Source organism: Shinella granuli, from assembly GCF_004341885.1.
GTDB classification, from domain to species: domain Bacteria; phylum Pseudomonadota; class Alphaproteobacteria; order Rhizobiales; family Rhizobiaceae; genus Shinella; species Shinella granuli.
Genome location: NZ_SLVX01000017.1, coordinates 114,458 through 132,814, shown reverse-complemented (window position 1 = coordinate 132,814; position 18,357 = coordinate 114,458). Strand labels below are relative to the sequence as shown.

At 67.2% G+C, this 18,357-nt stretch carries 21 protein-coding genes; 10 read left to right on the top strand and 11 right to left on the bottom strand.

Features of this window, described 5'->3' with window-relative positions; genetic code table 11:
• Positions 1 to 46 precede the first annotated feature (46 nt).
• The 3 genes from EV665_RS22755 to EV665_RS22745 are packed head-to-tail and all read left to right on the top strand — an operon-like array spanning position 47 to position 4,379.
• Complete coding sequence (locus tag EV665_RS22755; protein WP_133035806.1) at positions 47 to 2,515, top strand: ABC transporter transmembrane domain-containing protein; 2,469 nt, start codon at positions 47 to 49, stop codon at positions 2,513 to 2,515.
• Between the two features lie 45 nt (positions 2,516 to 2,560).
• On the top strand, positions 2,561 to 3,028 hold the full coding sequence (locus EV665_RS22750; protein ID WP_133035805.1) for a cyclic nucleotide-binding domain-containing protein: 468 nt from the start codon (positions 2,561 to 2,563) through the stop codon (positions 3,026 to 3,028).
• A 43-nt stretch (positions 3,029 to 3,071) separates the two neighbouring features.
• The gene (locus EV665_RS22745; protein WP_133035804.1) at positions 3,072 to 4,379 is read left to right on the top strand and encodes an adenylate/guanylate cyclase domain-containing protein; all 1,308 of its coding nucleotides are present in this window, start codon (positions 3,072 to 3,074) and stop codon (positions 4,377 to 4,379) included.
• A gap of 251 nt (positions 4,380 to 4,630) precedes the next feature.
• Here the strand turns inward: EV665_RS22745 and EV665_RS22740 are convergent, their stop codons facing one another.
• Positions 4,631 to 5,515: a hypothetical protein gene (locus EV665_RS22740; RefSeq protein ID WP_133035803.1), complete on the bottom strand. Its 885-nt coding sequence runs from the start codon at positions 5,513 to 5,515 to the stop codon at positions 4,631 to 4,633.
• A gap of 554 nt (positions 5,516 to 6,069) precedes the next feature.
• Between EV665_RS22740 and EV665_RS22735 the strand changes: the two genes are divergently transcribed.
• Positions 6,070 to 7,086 carry a LacI family DNA-binding transcriptional regulator gene (locus EV665_RS22735; protein ID WP_133035802.1) on the top strand — a complete coding sequence of 339 codons (1,017 nt, stop codon included), beginning with the start codon at positions 6,070 to 6,072 and terminating at the stop codon, positions 7,084 to 7,086.
• 2 nt (positions 7,087 to 7,088) lie between these two features.
• Here the strand turns inward: EV665_RS22735 and EV665_RS22730 are convergent, their stop codons facing one another.
• The 4 genes from EV665_RS22730 to EV665_RS22715 all read right to left on the bottom strand — a co-directional run bounded on the left by EV665_RS22730 (position 7,089) and on the right by EV665_RS22715 (position 9,977).
• Positions 7,089 to 8,132 (bottom strand): Gfo/Idh/MocA family protein, encoded by a 1,044-nt coding sequence (locus tag EV665_RS22730; RefSeq protein WP_133035801.1) that lies wholly within the window; start codon positions 8,130 to 8,132, stop codon positions 7,089 to 7,091.
• Between the two features lie 7 nt (positions 8,133 to 8,139).
• Positions 8,140 to 8,925, bottom strand: a complete 786-nt coding sequence (locus EV665_RS22725; RefSeq protein WP_133035800.1) for a ThuA domain-containing protein — start codon at positions 8,923 to 8,925, stop codon at positions 8,140 to 8,142.
• 108 nt (positions 8,926 to 9,033) lie between these two features.
• Positions 9,034 to 9,375, bottom strand: coding sequence for an SMR family transporter (locus EV665_RS22720; protein ID WP_064330969.1), 342 nt, complete (start codon positions 9,373 to 9,375; stop codon positions 9,034 to 9,036).
• A 41-nt stretch (positions 9,376 to 9,416) separates the two neighbouring features.
• Positions 9,417 to 9,977 carry a TetR/AcrR family transcriptional regulator gene (locus EV665_RS22715; protein WP_133035799.1) on the bottom strand — a complete coding sequence of 187 codons (561 nt, stop codon included), beginning with the start codon at positions 9,975 to 9,977 and terminating at the stop codon, positions 9,417 to 9,419.
• A 137-nt stretch (positions 9,978 to 10,114) separates the two neighbouring features.
• Between EV665_RS22715 and EV665_RS22710 the strand changes: the two genes are divergently transcribed.
• Together EV665_RS22710 and EV665_RS22705 are read left to right on the top strand one after the other, a co-directional pair.
• Positions 10,115 to 10,531: a group II truncated hemoglobin gene (locus tag EV665_RS22710; protein ID WP_064330971.1), complete on the top strand. Its 417-nt coding sequence runs from the start codon at positions 10,115 to 10,117 to the stop codon at positions 10,529 to 10,531.
• Between the two features lie 4 nt (positions 10,532 to 10,535).
• A complete protein-coding gene (locus EV665_RS22705) occupies positions 10,536 to 10,901 on the top strand; it encodes a DUF423 domain-containing protein (RefSeq protein ID WP_133035798.1) in 366 nt (121 codons plus the stop codon).
• A 2-nt stretch (positions 10,902 to 10,903) separates the two neighbouring features.
• Here EV665_RS22705 and EV665_RS22700 read toward each other — a convergent pair whose 3' ends face one another.
• The 6 genes from EV665_RS22700 to EV665_RS22675 all read right to left on the bottom strand — a co-directional run bounded on the left by EV665_RS22700 (position 10,904) and on the right by EV665_RS22675 (position 14,063).
• Positions 10,904 to 11,278: a bleomycin resistance protein gene (locus EV665_RS22700; protein WP_133035797.1), complete on the bottom strand. Its 375-nt coding sequence runs from the start codon at positions 11,276 to 11,278 to the stop codon at positions 10,904 to 10,906.
• Positions 11,275 to 11,589, bottom strand: coding sequence for a heme-degrading protein HmuQ (gene hmuQ, locus EV665_RS22695; protein ID WP_133035796.1), 315 nt, complete (start codon positions 11,587 to 11,589; stop codon positions 11,275 to 11,277). The genes EV665_RS22700 and hmuQ overlap by 4 nt, the downstream gene beginning before the upstream one ends.
• 15 nt (positions 11,590 to 11,604) lie before the next feature.
• Positions 11,605 to 11,874 carry a hypothetical protein gene (locus tag EV665_RS22690; protein WP_064330975.1) on the bottom strand — a complete coding sequence of 90 codons (270 nt, stop codon included), beginning with the start codon at positions 11,872 to 11,874 and terminating at the stop codon, positions 11,605 to 11,607.
• On the bottom strand, positions 11,871 to 12,266 hold the full coding sequence (locus EV665_RS22685; RefSeq protein WP_064332606.1) for a DUF2325 domain-containing protein: 396 nt from the start codon (positions 12,264 to 12,266) through the stop codon (positions 11,871 to 11,873). The genes EV665_RS22690 and EV665_RS22685 overlap by 4 nt, the downstream gene beginning before the upstream one ends.
• A 408-nt stretch (positions 12,267 to 12,674) precedes the next feature.
• The gene (locus EV665_RS22680; protein ID WP_064332607.1) at positions 12,675 to 13,571 is read right to left on the bottom strand and encodes an energy transducer TonB family protein; all 897 of its coding nucleotides are present in this window, start codon (positions 13,569 to 13,571) and stop codon (positions 12,675 to 12,677) included.
• Positions 13,572 to 13,631: 60 nt separating this feature from the next.
• Positions 13,632 to 14,063 (bottom strand): hypothetical protein, encoded by a 432-nt coding sequence (locus EV665_RS22675; protein WP_133035795.1) that lies wholly within the window; start codon positions 14,061 to 14,063, stop codon positions 13,632 to 13,634.
• 234 nt (positions 14,064 to 14,297) lie between these two features.
• On the opposite strand from EV665_RS22675, the gene EV665_RS22670 reads away from it, so the two are divergent.
• The 4 genes from EV665_RS22670 (at position 14,298) to EV665_RS22655 (ending at position 18,264) form a co-directional block, all read left to right on the top strand.
• Entirely contained in the window at positions 14,298 to 15,344 is a 1,047-nt protein-coding gene (locus tag EV665_RS22670; protein ID WP_133035794.1) for a hemin-degrading factor, read from the top strand.
• Between the two features lie 74 nt (positions 15,345 to 15,418).
• Entirely contained in the window at positions 15,419 to 16,360 is a 942-nt protein-coding gene (locus tag EV665_RS22665; RefSeq protein ID WP_133035793.1) for a heme/hemin ABC transporter substrate-binding protein, read from the top strand.
• Positions 16,347 to 17,468, top strand: coding sequence for a FecCD family ABC transporter permease (locus EV665_RS22660; RefSeq protein ID WP_064330979.1), 1,122 nt, complete (start codon positions 16,347 to 16,349; stop codon positions 17,466 to 17,468). Before EV665_RS22665 ends, EV665_RS22660 begins: the two co-directional genes overlap by 14 nt.
• A 7-nt stretch (positions 17,469 to 17,475) precedes the next feature.
• The gene (locus EV665_RS22655) at positions 17,476 to 18,264 is read left to right on the top strand and encodes a heme ABC transporter ATP-binding protein (RefSeq protein WP_064330980.1); all 789 of its coding nucleotides are present in this window, start codon (positions 17,476 to 17,478) and stop codon (positions 18,262 to 18,264) included.
• The last annotated feature ends 93 nt before the right edge of the window (positions 18,265 to 18,357 follow it).

The following is an 18,357-nucleotide window of genomic DNA, read 5'->3' as shown; positions in this document are numbered from 1 at the left end:
ACTCACCTTGTCGCTCATATGACTCTCCTCGTGATTCACGAGGAAAATGAGCCTCAAACCGAAAATCCGCTACGTGGGGTGGCCTACCCGCTTACGCCTCATCTTCCTCGGGCTGGTGATCGTCAATGGGCTCTTCAAGCTCTACATAAGCACCTACAAGGGACGCCTGGGCGAAAGGCTCCTGCGCCGGATCCGCTACGAGCTGGTCGACCGGTTGCTGCGCTTCCCGCCGGCGAACCTCCGGCGGATGAAGCCGGCCGAGATCGCGTCGATGGTGAAGGACGAGGTCGAGCCGCTCGGCGGTTTCTCGGGCGATGCCTTCGTGCAGCCGGCGCTGCTCGGCGCGCAGGCGCTGGCGGCACTGGTCTTCATCCTGGTGCAGAATGTCTGGCTGGGCATGATCGCCGCGGTGATGGCGACGATCCAGATCGGCATCATCCCCCGGATGCGCCAGCGCCTCATCACGCTCGGCCGGCAGCGCCAGCTGACCGCGCGCCAGCTCTCCGGCCGGGTCAGCGAGCTTGCCGAAGGGGTCGGCGCCATCCGGGCCTTCGACACCTCGAACTACGAGCGGGCCGACGTCTCCCACCGGCTGGGCCGGATTTTCCAGATCCGGTACGACCTCTACCAGTGGAAGTTCATGGTGAAATTCATCAACAACTTCCTCGCACAGCTCACGCCCTTCTTCTTCTATCTGATCGGCGGCTGGCTGGCGATCCGCGGCTCGCTCGACGTCGGCCAGCTGGTCGCGGTCATCGCCGCCTATCGCGACCTGCCGGGACCGTTGAAGGAGCTGATCGACTGGGACCAGGCCCGCCAGGACGTGCAGGTGAAATACGAACAGGTCGTCGACCAGTTCCGCTCCGACGCCCTGCTCTCCCCCGAGGCCCAGGCGCTGACGCGCAGCGCCGACCGGCCGGTGCTGCCACTGGAGATCCGTGATCTGACCATCAACGACGATGCGGGAACGGCGCTGCTGGCGCATGCGACGCTGCACGTCGGCGATGGCGAGACCATCGCGCTGGTCAACGAGAACGGCGTCGATGCCGAAACGGTAACCGCGGCGATCGGACGGATGTTCTGGCCCGATGGCGGCCGGATCATCGCCGGCGGGCAGAACCTTCTCGACCTGCCGGATGCGGTGAGCGGCCGGGCCATCACCTATATCGCCGAGGAGAGCTACTTCTTTCAGGGCACGCTGCGCGACAACCTGCTCTACGGGCTGAAGCACGCCCCGGGCGAAGGCGACGCGACGGAAGACCGGGCCTGGCAGGTCAAGGAGGCCCGCGCAGCGGGCAATGTCGACTACGACATCCATGCCGACTGGGTGGACTATGGCCTGGTGAACCGGGGCGGCGGCGATCTGATGGACCCGGTCATCGAGGTGCTGACGGCGGTGCAGCTGCGTGGCGACGTGATCCAGTTCGCGCTGCAGTCGCCGCTCGACCCCGCCCGGAAACCGGAGCTCGCCGCCCGGCTGGTGGAGCTTCGCGCGGCCCTGCGCGCACGCTTGGCCGAAGAGGGCAAGAGCGGGCTGGTCCTGCCCTTCGACCCCGATGCCTACAACAGCGAGGCGACGATCCTCGAGAACCTGCTCTTCGGCGTGATCGCCAGCGATGCGGACGCGCGCCGCCTGATCGCCGATACCGCGACGCTGCGCGGCATCGTCGACGACAGCGGCACCGCCGCCATCCTCTTCGATCTGGGGCGCGAGGCGGCGCGCAACATCGCCGAGATTTTCGGCGACCTGCCAGCCGATCACGCGCTGTTCAACGACATGCCCTTCACCGCCGAGGACGTGGCGCGCTTGCGCACCACGCTGGCGCGGGTCGGCGAGGCCGGCTTTGCCGAAAGCGCATTCGAGCACCAGCGCGAGCTGATCCAGCTGAGCTTCCACTATGTCGAGCCGCGCTACCGCTTCGAGCTTCTGACGCCCGCGATCATGGCGCAGATCGTCGAGACCCGCCACCGGCTGCGCGAGGAGCTGCCCTCGGTGCCGGAACTGGGGGTCGAACCCTACGATCCCCTGCGCTACACCGGCTCGGCCAGCCTTCTCGACAACATCGTCTTCGGCAAGATCGGCCGAAGCAGCCACGACGCCCAGGCCCAGATTCGCGCGACCGTGACGGCGCTGCTCGAGGAGCACGGACTGATCCGCGAGATCATCGCGCTCGGGCTCGACTACGATGCGGGGACGGGCGGGCGGCGGCTGTCCTTCCAGCAGCGCCAGAAGTTCAACCTGGCCCGCGGTCTGCTGCGCCGGTCGGATCTCTACGTGTTCAACCGGCCATTGTCCGGGGTCGACCGGCGCGGCCAGGCCGCCATCATCGCCAACGTGCTGGACCTGCTGCGCGATGGCGCCGAGCGCCGCAGCATCGTCTGGGCGCTGTCCAGCCCAGGCCTGGCCGCACTGTTTAGACGCGTGGTGGTGTTCGGGGATGGAAAGCTTGCCGACGACGCCCCGTTCGCAGCACTCTCCGCGAAGTATCCGATGCTGCAGGAGGCCGGGCAATGACCATGCCCGTCGCCATCTGCCCTGCCATCCCGAAGGAGGCTTCTCATGTCGCTGAATGACGAGGTTCGGGCGCTGCGCGACGTCGCCCTGTTTGCCCGGGTGGAGCCTGCCAAGCTGCGCCAGCTGGCCTTCAGCAGCGAGCGGATACGCTACGGCGCGGGCGAGGCGCTCTTCCACAAGGGCGACGAGGGCGACAGCGCCTATGTCGTGCTGAGCGGGCGGGCCGAGGTCCTCGTCGCCAGCGCGGCCGGCGAGATCAAGGTCGCCGATCTGGGCGTCAGCGCCTTGGTGGGCGAGCTGGCGGCCTTCGGCGAGGGTATCCGCACCGCGACGGTGCGTGCCTCCGAGCCGCTGGAGGTGCTGCGGATCGGACGCGGCACGCTGGTGCAGCTGCTGCTTGACAATCCGACCATCGCGATCGAGATCATCCGGGAACTGGCGCGGCGGCTCGGCGCGACCACCGCCGACATGATCGAGGCGCGCAGCGCACTGGCGGCGCTGCGCCCGGACTGAGGATCGCCCGCCGCGGGTCCGCCGGCCCGGCAAAGGAGTTTTCATGGCGCCCCTCTCCCGCACCATTGACCCGGCCCCGCGGAAATACCCCGCATCGGTTCGCCTTAAGGCGCGCTCGGCGCGCGGGCGCGCCTGCGCACCGGCGATGCAGGATGCCGCCGGGGTCGAGACCTGGTTGCTGGAGGACGCGGGGCGCATCGACAGCCTGATGGCGCTGTTCGAGGCGTTCGTCTGGCAACTGGTGGCCGCGGGCCTACCGCTCGACCGCGCCAGCCTGCATGTGGGCACGCTGCACCCACAGCTTTATGGTTTTGCCTGGAACTGGAACATCGCCGACGGGCTTTGCGACGAGATCCAGGTCGGCGAGGACGTGTTGCGCGACGAGGCCTTCCTGCGCAGCCCGCTGGCGGAGGTCTTCCGCACCGGCGGACCGCTTCGGCTCGACCCGGCCGATCCGGCGACGGCGGAGCGCTTCACCCTCGTCGACGACCTGCGCGCGCTCGGCATCACGGACTATCTCGCATTGCCGCTCGGCGGCAGCGGCTATCACAACGTGGCCACCATCGCCACGCGGACGGAGGGCGGCTTCTCGCCCGACGCTTATCGTCTGCTGCAACGGTTGCTGCGCCTTCTGGCCCTGCATGTGGAGCGCCACATCGCGCTGTGCATCGCCGCCAATGTCCTCGACACCTATCTCGGCGCCGAGGCGGGACGGCAGGTGTTCGAGGGAACCATCCGGCGCGGCGAGGGACGACGGATCGAGGCGGTGATCTGGATGTCGGACCTGCGCGGCTTCACCGATCTTTCCGACCGGCTGGACGCGAAGGACATGCTGTCGGTGCTGAACGCCTATTTCTCGGCCATGGCCGGGACCGTCGTCGACCATGGCGGCGAGGTGCTGAAGTTCATCGGCGACGGGCTGCTCGCCGTCTTTCCGCTGGACCGTGCCTATCCGGAAGGCAGCGCGGCGCAAGCTGCCGTTGCTGCCGCGCAGGCGGCCGGTGCGGCGGTCGCCGGGATCGATCGGGCGCCGCCGCCGGAGCTGGAGAGCGTCGCGGGCTGGCGTCCGCTCCACTCGGGCATCGGGCTTCATATCGGCGAGGTGTTCTTCGGCAATATGGGCGCGCCGGAGCGGCTGGACTTCACGGTGATCGGCAAGGCCGTCAATGCGGCCAGCCGGGTGGAGGGGCTGACCAAGCCGCTCGGACGCCCGATCCTCATGACCGCCGCCGTGGCCCGGGCGCTGGACGATCCGCCCGAGAGCCTCGGGTTTCATGTCTTGCGCGGCGTGGCCGAGCCGGTCGAGCTTTTCACGCCGCACGACCGGACCGAGATCGGGCCGGGTAGCTGATCCGCTCGCCCGCAGGGCTGTTCCGCCGGCATGGTCTGCGAGCCGGAGGTCGTTATCCGGCCAGCGCGGTTTCCTGCGCGATTGCTCCTTCAAGCCCCGTCGATCCGTAGAACCAGACCGGACAACCAGATCCCCTGGGCAGGGACGCTTCGCGAAGCATTGTCGACATTGGCTCCGACGCAGGGCACCGGCACCTGAAAGCCGGGCTGGCAACCAGGAACCATCGTCGCCAATGTCGCGCCCCGCGGGTCTTACGGCTGTGCCGGCGGGTTGGGGCTCGCAAGGCCGAGGGCGCTGCGCAGCGTCGCCTCGCTCTGCCGGGCGAAGCGATTGGCGGCAAGGCGGCCGCGGGCTTCGTCGCGCGGTGGTAGCGGACCGGCCAGGCGCTCGGCGATACCGTCCGCTGTCGCCGACACATGCGGGATGTTCTCGACGATGCACAGGCGATGGGCAACGGAGCCGTAGCGCACGACGGCCGGGATGCCGAGCTGCGACGCCCGTCCGAGCACCCCCGAGGCGTGATCGCCAAAAGGCGGGTAGAAGCACCAGATCGCATCGCTCGCGGCATAGGCGCCGAGCAGTTCGGCATCCGACACGCTGCGGTTCACCGCAACGCCGCCCGCCTCGCGGAAGGCCGCCGCATAGGCGTCCACCATCGGCTCTATCCTGCCGCAGGAAATGAACTGGAAACGTGTCCTGAGGGCGGCGACGCGCACATAGCTGTCCGTAAAGAGGTCAAAACCCTTGCGGCGGTTCTGCGTGCCGATCGCCGTCAGGACCAGCCGCTCGCCCGGATGCCGCTCGCCACGCAGCAGTTCCACCGCCTCGCGCTCCGCATCCGTCAGGTCCCAGAGCTGGAAATCGTAGATCCAGCCCTTCGCGATCGCGGAAAAGGCCGGGAACACGCTGAAGGGAAGGATGGTCAAGGTGTGGATGGCGCGAAAACGCTTCAGCCAGCCGAGGACCGCCCGTTTCCAGCGACAGGCGCGGCGGGACGAGACCGATAGCGGCATCGGCCGCAGCAGCAGGCCCACCGTCCGCCGCCCGGTCAGCGCCCGCAGCAGAGCGGCTGCGACATAGAGCAGGAAGGCCTCCTCCACCATCAGGAACAGGACGGGGGCGCGGGAAAAGAGCACATCGCGCAAACCTGCCCGGCGCGCACCGAACAGGCGCTCCAGGACGCGCAGATAACACGGCCGCCGGCCGGCCTCTCCCCTGGAATAGACAAACGGCGCGCCCGCTCGTCCAGCAACCCGCTGCCGCCGCGTCCGCCAGAGCCATCCCCGCGCCGGTGTGCCACGATTTTGAGGCTGCAGATCCAGTCGCGCAGACGAACCCGTTGCAGCCGGCAAGTCCAAGCCCGCCTGCATGACATTCCCCCGAAAACCATCACCAGATGCTGTCCGGGCTGCCCCCGCCCGGGAGGAAAATGCAATAAGGTCAGGCTCATCACCTGACCGCAACTTCACAAAGACCAATTCACCGAACGCAACCGTGCGCCGGCACAACCTTATCGTTAATTTTTTCACTCTAGCGTGCTATTTCAGGAATTCAAGCTGATTTTACAACCGGAACGAACTGCCGGGCGCGTGGCTTCTTTCGCAAGCGCGACCTGCCGGTCGGCTTGCCGCCCTGGGCCGGACGGTTCATAAATGCCCCCGCAACAAACCGGCCGCGCCAGGGACGCAGGATGAACCTCAAGGAATTTGCGGCCCGCATCGGCCTTTCGCAGACCACCGTCAGCCGGGCGATGAGCGGCTATCCGGAGGTGCGGCCCGAGACGCGGCGGCGCGTGCTGGAGGCGGCGGAAAAGCTCGGCTACCGGCCGAACATCAGCGCGCAGCGGCTGGCGACCGGGCGGGCCGGCGCGATCGGCATCGTCTTCCAGGGCGGCGGGCGCTTCGGGCCGCATTCCAGCGAGTTCATGGGCGGGCTCTCCACCCGATTGCAGGAGGACGGCATCGACATTCTCGTCTCGACCGTCGAGACGGAAGCGGACGAGGCGGCCGCCTATCGCCGGCTTGCCGCCAGCAAGCGGGTGGACGCGGTGATCGTGCACACACCGGCCTGCTCGGATGCCCGCATCGCGCTCCTGCAGGCGCTGGAGCTGCCCTTCATCGTGCACGGGCGCAGCACGGCGGAAAAGCCCTTCGCCTTTCTCGACATCGACAATTTCGGGGCGATCGAGACGGCGACGGGCTATCTTGCCGATCTCGGCCACCGGCGCATCGCGCTCATCAACGGCGATACGGTCAGCACCTACGCCTCGGACCGCGACAGCGGCTACCGCACGACGCTGGAGGCCCGCGGACTGGCCGTCGACCCGGCCCTCATCGGCCACGGCGAATTTACCGACGAGACCGGCTTCCGGCTGATGCAGGCCTTCCTCGCCCTCCCCGCCCCGCCGACGGCGGTCATCGCCGGTTCGATGATGTCGGCGCTCGGCGCCATGCGGGCGATCCGCATCGCGGGGCTTGCCTTGGGCGAGGACGTCTCGCTCATCGCGCATGACGACGTCTTCCCCTATCTCAGCCCCGACAACCTCGTGCCGTCGGTCACCACGACGCAATCGCCGATCCGCGCGGCGGGCGAGCGGATCGGCGACATGGTCCTGCGGCTGCTGCAGGGCGAGACGCCCGAGGCCTTGCAGGAGATCTGGCCCGTCGACTTCCGCATTCGCGGATCGACCGGTCCTGCCCCGGCCTGAGATCAGACCGCCAGCTCGCGGCGTTCCTTCTCGGTCTCGATCGCAAGGTCGAGAACCTTCTGCAGCTCGGCTGCATGGCGGAAGCCGGGCTCGACCTGTTCGCCCCTCGCCACGGCGGCGGCGAAGCGCTCGTAGTTCGTCGGCACCGTGCCGGGATCGAGTTCCCGCCAGACCGCCTGCTCGACATCCTCGCCGAGGCAGCCGCGCAGACGGGATCCTTCGGGCGTGTGGATGACCTCCAGGGCGCCCCTGTCGCCATGCATGCGCAGGCGCAGCTCATTGAGATGGCCGGTCGCCCAGCGGCTCGCATGGATGACGCCGAGCGCACCGTTGGAAAAATCGACGGTCATGGTGAAACTGTCATTGGCGTCGAGGTCGTATTCGCCGATGCGGTTGTCCGGCGCCTTGTCGAAGGCCCGCAGCCGCGCGAAGACATGCTCCACCCCGCTCGCCGCGCCATAGCTGGCAAAGTCGAGGATGTGGATGCCGACATCGCCGAGCACGCCGTTCGAGCCGTGCCGGGTGGAAAGCCGCCAGAGCCACTGGCTTTCCGTCGCCCAGTTGCCCCAGGCCTTGGAGACGAGCCAGCTTTGCAGGTAGGAGGCCTCGACATGGCGCACATGGCCGAGTTCGCCGGCCAGCACCATCGCCCGCGCCTTCTGCAGGGGCGCCACGTTGCGGTAGGTGAGATTCACCATGGTGACGAGGCCGGAGGCCTCGGCGGCGCGCGCCATCTCATCCGCCTTGGCGTAGTTTTCCGCCAGCGGCTTCTCGCACATGACATGCTTGCCCGCCGCCAGCAGCGCCAGGGTGGTCGGGTGGTGGGCGCGGTCGGGCGTCACGTTGGTGGCGGCGTCGAAGCCGTTCCAGGCAATGGCGTCCTCCAGCGAGGTGAAGACGTTGGGAATGCCGTGCGTGTCGGCAAAGGCCTTGGCGCGCGAAGGGTCCACGTCGACTGCGCCGACCAGGTCGACGCCGTCGATCGCGGCAAAGTGCTGGGCATGGGTGTTGGCCATGCCACCGGTTCCAAGAACGAGCAGGCGCATGGTTTCCTCAGCGATATCCGGCTTCGCCGGCTTCGTGCAGTTTCGGGCCGCGCTCGATGATCGGCTCCAGCGCCGCTTCGACCGGCACGTTCGGTGCGTCATGGATCGCCGTGTAGGTGCCCTGCGGGTTGAAGGCCCATTTCACGCCATTGGCGAGCACCTTCTGCACGGTGGCATCGTGATAGGTCGGATAGGTCTCGTGACCCGGGCGGAAATAGAAGATGTTGCCGGCGCCGCGGCGCCAGGTCATGCCGGACCGGAAAACCTCGCCGCCGGCGAACCAGGAGATGAACACCGTCTCCAGCGGTTCCGGCACGGAGAACTGCTCGCCGTACATCTCCTCGTTTTCCAGCACGAAGTTCTCGCCGAGGCCCTCGGCGATCGGGTGGCGCGGATTGATGACCCAGAGGCGCTCGCGCTCGCCGGCCTCGCGCCATTTCAGGGCGCAGGGCGTGCCCATCAGCCGCTTGAAGATCTTCGAGAAATGGCCGGAATGGAGGACGAGCAGGCCCATGCCTTCCCAGACCCGCTTCGCCACGCGCTCGACCACCTCGTCGCTGACGGCACCGTGGTCCTTGTGACCCCACCAGACGAGCACGTCCGTCTCGGCAAGCCGCGCCGCGGTGAGGCCGTGCTCGGGCTCCTGCAGCGTCGCGGTGGCGGCGCTGATCGCCGGGTCGCGGTTCAGCGCCTCGGCAATCGTGGTGTGCATGCCGTCCGGATAGATCGAGCGCACGATCTCGTTCGTCTGCTCGTGGATGTTCTCACCCCATACGATGGTGCGTATTGCCATGTGCCGTTCCTCTGAAGCCGAGAATTGAAACCGCTTTCAATTCGCCGGAATCGATAGAGACAGACCCGATTCTTGGCAAGCGGGGGCCTTCACGATTCCGATCGCCTTTCAGTGGAATGTCGATTTGGAGAAAAGGTTCAACACAAGCACGCCGGCAATGATGAGACCGAGGCCGACAATGGCGGCGAGATCGAGCTTCTGGCCGAAGACGAAATAGCCGACGGCCGAGATCAGCACGATGCCGAGTCCGCTCCATATGGCATAGGCGATGCCAACAGGCACATAACGCAGGCTCCAGGAGAGAAAGAAGAAGGCGATAGCATAGCAGACCACCATCATGGCCGTCGGCACGGCCCGCGTGAAATGCTGCGCAGCCTGCATGGCCGAGGTGCCCAGCACTTCGAAGACGATGGCGACGACGAGGACGGCGTAGACGGCGGTGAGGTTCATGGCGTTTCTCTGGCGCCCGCGGGCGCAATGTGTAGCGGGGATCAGGAGCGCGTCAGCGCCAGCAGCCGGTCCAGCATGGCGGCGCGGGCCTCGGCATCCATGGTGGGCGAGCCGAGAAGATCGGCAAGCCAGAGTCCATCGACGGCGTAGCGCACCAGCATGGCATCGAGCGCGGAATCCGTGCCGACATTTTCCGCAAGGTATCGCTCCACCCATTGTCGCCAGCGCTCGCGCAGATGCGGCTCCGAAATGAGGGCGATGGTCAGCACCTTCCATTTCTCGCCGTCGGCAATCCCCTCCGGCAGGAAGAAGACCGAGATATAGGCACGGGTGAAGCGCCCCTTCGGCTCGGGGTCGTCGCGCATCCTGTCGGCGATCGCCCGGTCGAGCTTCTCCGTCAGGTCGGCGAACAGGCCGTCGAGCAGCGACAGCTTGTTCGGGAAATGGTGCAGGAGCCCCCCCTTGCTGACACCCGCCGCCTGCGAGACCGCGTCGAGCGTCACGCTCGCGGGACCCTTCTCCAGCGACAGCTTCGCCGCGACCTCCAGCAATTGCTGGCGGACGGCTTCCGGGTGTTTCTTGCGGTGGTGCGCCTTGCTCATGACAAAACATACCGTCTGGACGGTTTCTTGTCAATCGGGCCGAGAATCCCCAAAGACCGCGCACTTCGTCGCAGGCAAGGGGCCGGCATTGCCTGCCGCGGATGCGGGCGCTAAGACCGGAAAAACGGGAAGAACCGATGACGGACACGACCGACAACAGGGAACGCCAAGGCGAGACGATCACCCTCTACGAGGCGATCGGCGGCGATGCGGCCGTCAGGGCACTGACGCACCGCTTCTACGTGCTGATGGACACATTGCCGGAAGCCGCGCGCTGCCGCGCGATCCATCCGCCGGATCTTTCCGGCAGCGAGGAAAAGCTCTACGAGTACCTGACGGGCTGGCTCGGCGGGCCGCCGCTCTATACGGAAAAGCGCGGCCACCCCATGCTGCGCCGCCGCCATTTCGTCGCGCCGATCGGCCCGGCCGAGCGCGACGAATGGCTGCTCTGTTTCATCCGCGCGCTGGAGGAGACCGTGCCGAGCGAGGGGCTGCGCACCGTCATCCTGGAGCCCGTCACGCGGCTCGCCCACCACATGCAGAACCAGGAATAGTCCGATGTCGTTTTCGCTTCGCTCCGCGAGCCTCCTCGTTGCCGGCCTGATGGGGCTGGCGGGTGTCGTCACCGCCGCCGCGGCCTCGCATGGCAGCGATCCGCGCCTGATGGCCGGCGCCTCCGCCATGTGCCTTGCCCATGCGCCTGCGCTGGTGGCGCTTCATGCCGCCTGGCCGGGCCTGCGCACGGCGGGGCTCGCATCCCTGCTGCTTGCCCTCGGCACCGCGCTCTTTGCCGGCGATCTCGTGCTGCGCCATTTCGCCGGGCACGGGCTCTTCCCGATGTCGGCCCCGACGGGCGGCGTCACCATGATGGCGGGGTGGCTGGCGGTGGCGCTCGGCGCCTTCCTGCCGCGCAGGGAAAGCTGAGGTCAGCGCTTCGGAATGCGGCCGAAGCGGAGAAGATTGCCGTGCGGATCGTGGACATAGAACTCTTCCATGTCCCACGGCTGCACTTCCATCGGCGACAGTGTCGGCACGCCCCGGTCGCTGAACTCGCGGTGAAGGTCACCGATGCCGCCGCCACGCAGATAGACGGAGGTGCGCTCGCAGAGCGTCCGGTCGTCGGTCCGCCGGAAATGCAGTTCCATGCCGGGGCAGCGGCGGACGATGAGGTAATCATCCGCCCGGTACACGATCTCGCCGAAGCCCAGCAGCGTCGTGTAGAAATCCTGCGTCTCGTCGATATCGAGCGACGGCAGCACCGGCAGCACCTCGATGCGGTCGGGGTCGTCGGCCGCGCTCATGCGCCTTCGACGACGCTGAAGCCCTCGAATTTCGGCGGGCCGAGATAGATACCCTTGTCGGCGGCGGCGTTCTTGTGCGCCTGCCGGAAGTTTTCCGACTTGGTCCAGGCGATGAAATCGTCCCTGCTCGCCCAGATCGAATGGGAGGCGAACAGGGTGAAGCCCTCCTCCGCATTGGTGTCGCCCCTGAGGAGATGGAAGGACTGGAAGCCCGGCATCTCGCTGAGGCTGGAATCCCGCCCCTTCCAGATGGCCTCGAAGGCCTCTTCGTGGCCGATGGCGATCTTGAAGCGGTTCATGGCGAAGAACATGGAAGACCTATCCTGTCAGAGCGAATCCCGCCGCAGGCGACGCGGCTGCGGGAAGGCTACGACATTGTCGTTGCGCGCTTCAAGGGCAGGCGCGCCCTCGAAGCTTGCAGCGCGCGCCGGCGGGCGGGCGCTTGCCAACGGGAATTCCGTGACATTCTCGCTTTCCAGCATGTCCGCACGGCGCGTCAGCAGGGCATAGAGTTCCGGCACGAGGCCGTCGCCGTTCTGGGCGGCCAGCTTGTGCAGGCCGATCATCATGAAGGCTTCGGGTCTTTCGTCATTCACTGGGTGGTGTCTCCCTGGCTCATGCTCTGCAGGGCCCGCTCGAAGGAGGACTTGCTGCCGTTGCGCAGCGGCACGAAGGCTTTTTCCCACTTCTTGCAGCCCGTCTTCACGCGGATGCAGGCATCATGGCTGATACAGTCGATGGGGCAGAAGACGCAGTCGACCGAGGGCAGGACGTTGTCGATGCGCGAGACCGCCTCGCGCAGGCCGCCGTCGTGATGGATGAGGTTGGCGCCATAGGAGCTGGCGATCTGGCGCAGATGCGCCACCTGGCAATCCCGGCCGCCGACATAGAGGAAGCTGCGCCCTTCGAGCCCCGCCTTGCCATCCGCCTTGTCGGCCGCGTCCGTCTGCTGGCGGGCCTGCTGCTGCTGCCTGTGCTTCTCGCGCATCGCCTTCCTCTCCGCTTCGCCCGTCCGGCGCTTGACCTTGGTGACTTCCACGCTGCGGGGCGCCTGCGGCGCCCGTACCTCGACCCGCGGGGCCGCCGGCGGCACGGCTGCTGCCGTGGCCGTCTCCTGCGGGGCCGCGATCTGCCTCCTGAGTGCGGCGACCTGGCGCTCCAGGTCCGCAATGCGCCGGTCGCGTTCGGCGATCATCGATTTCAAGACCGCTTCCGCGCGGCCTGCAGTCACGTAGTTCATGCACGCTTCCCCTTTGGCACTCCGCATGGGCGGAGCCTCAGTTCGGAGGCAACCTACAAAACATGAGTTTCAGAGTAAAGTATAAACATGACTAGGAAAGTCATATTTTTCCGCAAAAAAATTCCCGCCGGGCGATGCGCGGCGGGAAAACGCGTCTCAGTTGAAGACGATCGGCACGTTGAAGGCCCAGGACGATTTGCCGGCGGCCTCCGGGATCTTGGCGAAGGGCGCGGCGCGCTGCACCGAATCGACCGCCGCCTTGTCGAGCGCGGCGACGCCCGAACTGCGTGCGACGCGAATGCCGCTCGCCGCCCCGCTGGCGCTGACGGTGAAGCTCACCACCACGCTGCCGCGGTCGCCGCCCGAGACGCGCCGCTTGGCGCGGTTGATCTTGTTGCGTACCTTGCCCGGATAGTTGGTGACGGCGGCATTGCCGGCCGCCGACGAATTGCCCTTCTTCTGGCCGCCGACCGCCGCGGTCTTCACGTCCGCCGAGCCGTCGACCTCGCCGCGTGTCGCGTTCTGCTTGGCCTTGCCCTTCTCGCCGGCCTTGCGGATCGGCTTTTCCTGCGGCTTCTTGCGCTCGACCTTCTTGACCGGCTCTTCCTTCTTCACCTCCGGAACCGGCTTGATCTCTTCATCCGGCTGGATTTCCGGCTTGATTTCGGGCACCGGAATCGCGGCGATCTCCACCTCCGCGGAAGGCACGACGAGTTCTGCGACCGGTTCGGAGACGATCGGGTCCGTCGGCGTCATCACCTCGGTCACCTCGGGCTCGATTTCGGTCGGCTGGATTTCCGCCACGTCCTGCGGCACCGGCTCGGTGACGTCGGGCTGGATCGTCTCGGGCGTGATCGTGTCTTCGGGATTGCCGGATTCCACAGCCTCGAAGGCGCCGTTGCCGAGCATCGCCACTTCCGCGACGACGCCGCCGGCGATCAGCGCCTGCTCTTCCTCCGGCGCCGGCGCCATGGTGAGGATCGCGGCCGCGGTGGCATGCGCCAGCAGGGAAAGGGTGCCCGCGCCGAGCCAGAGCCACTTGCTTCCAGACATGATATCACCCGTCATTCCGTTTCATGCATCGCGGCGCCTCATGTGCCGCGTATCCGATGCTCAGCCTTCCAGGCCCGCCGTTGCCTTGCTGCGCGTCACGATGCCGTCCATGCAGCGGCCCTTCTCGATGCCCTCGCCTTCGCAGACCGGCGCATCGTTGATCAGAAGGTTCTTCACCGTCTCGCACTTGATGCCCGGCACGTCGAACTGGCGCACCTTGGACTTGCCCGCCGGCAGGTCTCGGAAATCGAGCAGCGCCAGGCGTTCGACCGTGCCCTTGTCGTTGAAGATGACGAATTCGAAGGAGACCTTCGAGACGTCCTGTGCAAAACCGTTGGCGGCGACGAAGGTGAAGAGGCAGCCCTTCTGCGAGCCGGCAAGCGCATTCAGCTCCACGTCCAGCCCCTTGGGCGCTGCGGCCTCCTGGGCTACGGCACCGGTCAGGGCGGCAGCAGAAAGCATCGCGGAAAGAAGAAGGGTGCGTACGGTCATGGGCTCGCCTGTCTCGCTATCGGTTTGCGGTCGGCCGAGAGCGCCGGCCGCGGTCAGTCTAGCCGGTGGGCGCCAGAATTAACATGACTTTATCGCACCGGTATTGCGTGCATAGATAAATATGAGTAATGAAGTCAAGATAGTAAACGCAAAATCCGCGTCAAACCCCTGTTCCGCCAACAAAATTTACCGGGACGGGAGCGGACGACCGGAAACTCGATCAAGGCCGAGCCCATGACCAACACGACCCGCCCGACCCCCGCCGAAATCCGCGCCTTCCGCGCCGAGAACCCGAAGATGCGCGAGCGCGACATCGCCGCACAGCTCGGCATTTCGGAAGCCGCGCTCGTCGCGGCCGAGGTGGGGCTGACGGCGGTGCGCATCGACGGCGACGCCAACCGCTTCCTCGAGCGTTCGGAAGCGCTCGGCGAGGTCATGGCGCTGACCCGCAACGAGAGCGTGGTGCACGAGAAGATCGGCGTCTTCGAGAAGATCAATACCGGCAAGCACGCCTCGATCGTGCTCGGCGAGAACATCGACCTGCGCATCTTCCCCGGCACCTGGGCCCACGGCTTTGCCGTGACCAAGACGGACGGAGAGCAGGTGCGCCGCAGCCTGCAGTTCTTCGACAAGGCCGGTGTCGCCGTGCACAAGGTGCACCTGCGCCCCGCCTCCAATCTCGAAGCCTACGAGGCCATCGTCGCCGACTTCCGCCTGGAAGACCAGTCGCAGGACTTCGTCGAGGTCGTGTCGGAGAAGGTCGAGGAGACCGGTCCGGTGGACGTCGCGGCGCTGCGCGAGAACTGGGCGGCGATGACCGATACCCACCAGTTCTTCGGCATGCTGAAGAAGCTGAAGATCGGCCGCCAGGACGCCGTGCGCAGCGTCGGCGAGGATTTCGCCCGCCAGGTGGCGGCCGATGCCGTCGCCCACCTGATGCACGCGGCCGCCGAGCGCGACGCCGACATCATGTGCTTCGTCGGCAACCATGGCACGATCCAGATCCACACCGGCCCGGTCAAGAACATCCAGCCGATGGGACCCTGGCTCAACGTCATGGACCCGACCTTCCACATGCACCTGCGCATGGACCACATCGCCGAGTGCTGGGTGGTGCGCAAGCCGACCGTCGACGGCCATGTCACCTCGCTGGAAGCCTATGACGCCAGCGGCGAGATGATCATCCAGTTCTTCGGCAAGCGCAAGGAAGGCATGACGGAGCGCGCCGACTGGCGCGAGATCCTCGACGGCCTGCCGCGCCCCGACAGCGCCGCGGCCTGAGGCTGCCGCAGAGACAGACGAATGGCGCGTTTCCGCATTGGGGAGGCGCCGGTTATCCGCGAAGGACCACGATCATGAGCAAGAGCTTCGATTTCCGCCGCGCCCGCCCGTGGGAAGTGGCCCTCACCGTATTCGCCCTCTCCGCCCCCCTGCTCCTGCCGTTCGCGGCGCCGGGCCAGAGCGGCTTCATCCGCAAGGCCGTCGCCCAGGAGATGCAGCAGGTCGACAGCTCCAAGCTGGTGGCGATCGGCGGTGCGGTGACGGAGATCGTCTACGCGCTCGGCGAAGGCGACCGCCTCGTCGCCCGCGACTCGACCAGCACCTTCCCCGAGGACGCGCTGAAGCTTCCCGATGTCGGCTATATGCGCCAGCTCTCGCCGGAAGGCGTCATCGCCGTCAACCCGACGGCGATCCTCGCCGTCGAAGGCAGCGGCCCGCCGGATGCGCTCGCCGTGCTGAAGAGCGCCGGCATTCCCTTCGAGATCGTGCCGGAAGGCTATGACCGCGCGGCAATCCTCAAGAAGATCGACGTCGTCGGAAAGTTCCTCGGCGTGACGGACAAGGCGAAGGAACTGGAGACGACGGTCGCCGCCGACCTCGACGCGGCCATTGCCGATGCCGCCAAGCGGCCGGAAAGCGAGCGCAAGCGCGTGCTGTTCATCCTCAGCTTCCAGAACGGCAGGGTCATGGCGGCCGGCAGCCACACGGCAGCCGACGGCATCATCGGCCTTGCCGGCGCGATCAACGCGACGGAAGGCACTTTCGAGGGCTACAAGCCGCTCACCGACGAAGCGATCATCAAGGCCAGGCCCGATGTCGTCATGGTCATGACGCGTCCCGCCGCCGGCAGCAGCGACGAGGAAATCCTCGCCCATCCGGCGATCTCGGTGACGCCGGCCGCCGCCAGCAAGGCGGTCCTCCGCATGAACAGCCTGCACCTGCTCGGCTTCGGCCCGCGCACCGCCTCGGCCATCCGCGACCTCAACAAAGAACTCTATGGCAATGTCTCTCAATGATGCCGTGCGCGGCGACGGTGCACGCGGTTCCTTCCTGATGCGCTCCGTCCGCGCCCGGGCGGCCGGCGACCGGACGGCGATCGCGCGCCTGACGCTCGCCGCCCTCGTCGTCGTCTCGGCCGTCGCGCTCGCCCTGTCGATCGCCACCGGCGCCTCGGATGCCTCCGCCCTCAACGTCATCGGCGCGCTCTTCAGCGGCGCCGAGGACACGGCGCTCAGCATGCGCGACCGCATCATCGTCTTCGACATCCGCATGCCCCGCGCCCTGCTCGGCTTCCTCATCGGCGCGGCGCTCGCCATGTCCGGCGCGGTCATGCAGGGCCTCTTCCGCAACCCGCTCGCCGATCCCGCCCTCGTCGGCATCTCCTCCGGCTCGGCGCTCGGCGCGGTGCTGATGATCGTGCTCGGCGCCAGCCTGCCGGCGGGCGTGATGATCGCGCTCGGCGCCTTCGCCCTGCCGCTCGCCGCCTTCGCCGGCGGTCTGCTGACCACGCTGCTGCTCTACCGCATCGCCACGCGCGGCGGGCAGACCTCCGTCGCCACCATGCTGCTCGCCGGCATCGCGATCTCCGCGCTCGCCGCCGCCATCACCGGCATCCTCATCTACATGGCCGACGACAAGCAGTTGCGCGACATCACCTTCTGGAGCCTCGGCTCGCTTTCCGGCATGACCTGGGCGAAGCTCCTTGCCGCCGGGCCGATCATCCTGCTCGCGCTTCTCGTCGTGCCGTTCCTGTCGCGCGGGCTCAATGCGATCACCCTCGGCGAGGCGGCGGCCTTCCACATGGGCGTCAAGGTGCAGCGGCTGAAATACATCGCCGTCGTCTCCGTCGCCGGCGCGGTCGGCGCCTCGGTCGCCGTCAGCGGCGGCATCGGTTTCGTCGGCATCGTCGTGCCGCATCTCCTGCGCATCGTCATCGGGCCGGACCACCGCTACCTGCTGCCGGCCTCCGCCCTCTTCGGCGGCGTGCTGATGCTCGGCGCGGACATGCTGGCCCGCACCATCGTCGCGCCCGCCGAGCTGCCGATCGGCATCATCACGGCGCTGGCCGGCGCCCCGTTCTTCCTCTGGGTGCTGCTGCGCGACCGCACGCGCAACGGCTGGTGAGAGACCCATGATCACCGCAAGAAACCTCACGGTCAGCCTGTCGGGCAAGACCATCGTGCACGGCGTGTCGCTGGAGGCAAGGGCCGGCGAGCTGACCGCCATCGTCGGCCCGAACGGCTCCGGCAAGACGACCATGATGAAGGCGATCGCCGGCGAACTGCCGAGCAAGGGCGAGATCGCCATCAACGGGCACGCGCTCGCCGCACTGGAACCCTGGCAGCTCGCCGTCAAGCGCGCGGTGCTGCCGCAGGCCGCCACCATCGCCTTCCCCTTCACCGTGCGCGAGATCGTCCGCCTCGGCCTCACCGTCGGCCCGAACCGCCATGCCGAGCGCATCGACGCGATCACCGCGGAGGCGCTCGCCGCCGTCGATCTCGCGGGCTTTGCCGGCCGCTTCTACCAGGAGCTTTCCGGCGGCGAGCAGCAGCGCGTGCAGCTCGCCCGCGTGCTCTCGCAGATCTGGGAACCGGTGCTCGACGGCGAGCCCTGCTTCCTGATGCTCGACGAGCCGGTCTCCGCCCTCGACATCCGCCACCAGTTGACGATCATGACCCTCGCCCGGCGCTATTGCGCCGGCGGCGGCGGCGTGATCGCGGTCATGCACGACCTCAACCTCACCGCCATGTTCGCCGACCACATGGTGATGATGAAGAGCGGCCGCATCGAGCACGCCGGCCCGCCCGCCAAGGTGATGACCGACGATGCGATGGAGGCGGTGTTCGGCTGCCGCATGCGCATCAACGGCGTGCCCGCCACCGGCGTGCCCTTCGTGCTGCCGCACACCGCTTCGGCCTGATTTTCCAGCGCCTTACGGAACCTTTTTCCCCTATCCCCGTTGTTTGCCCCGGAAGACCGTTCCGCCAAGGGGGTGGAGCGCTGTTCGGCCCGC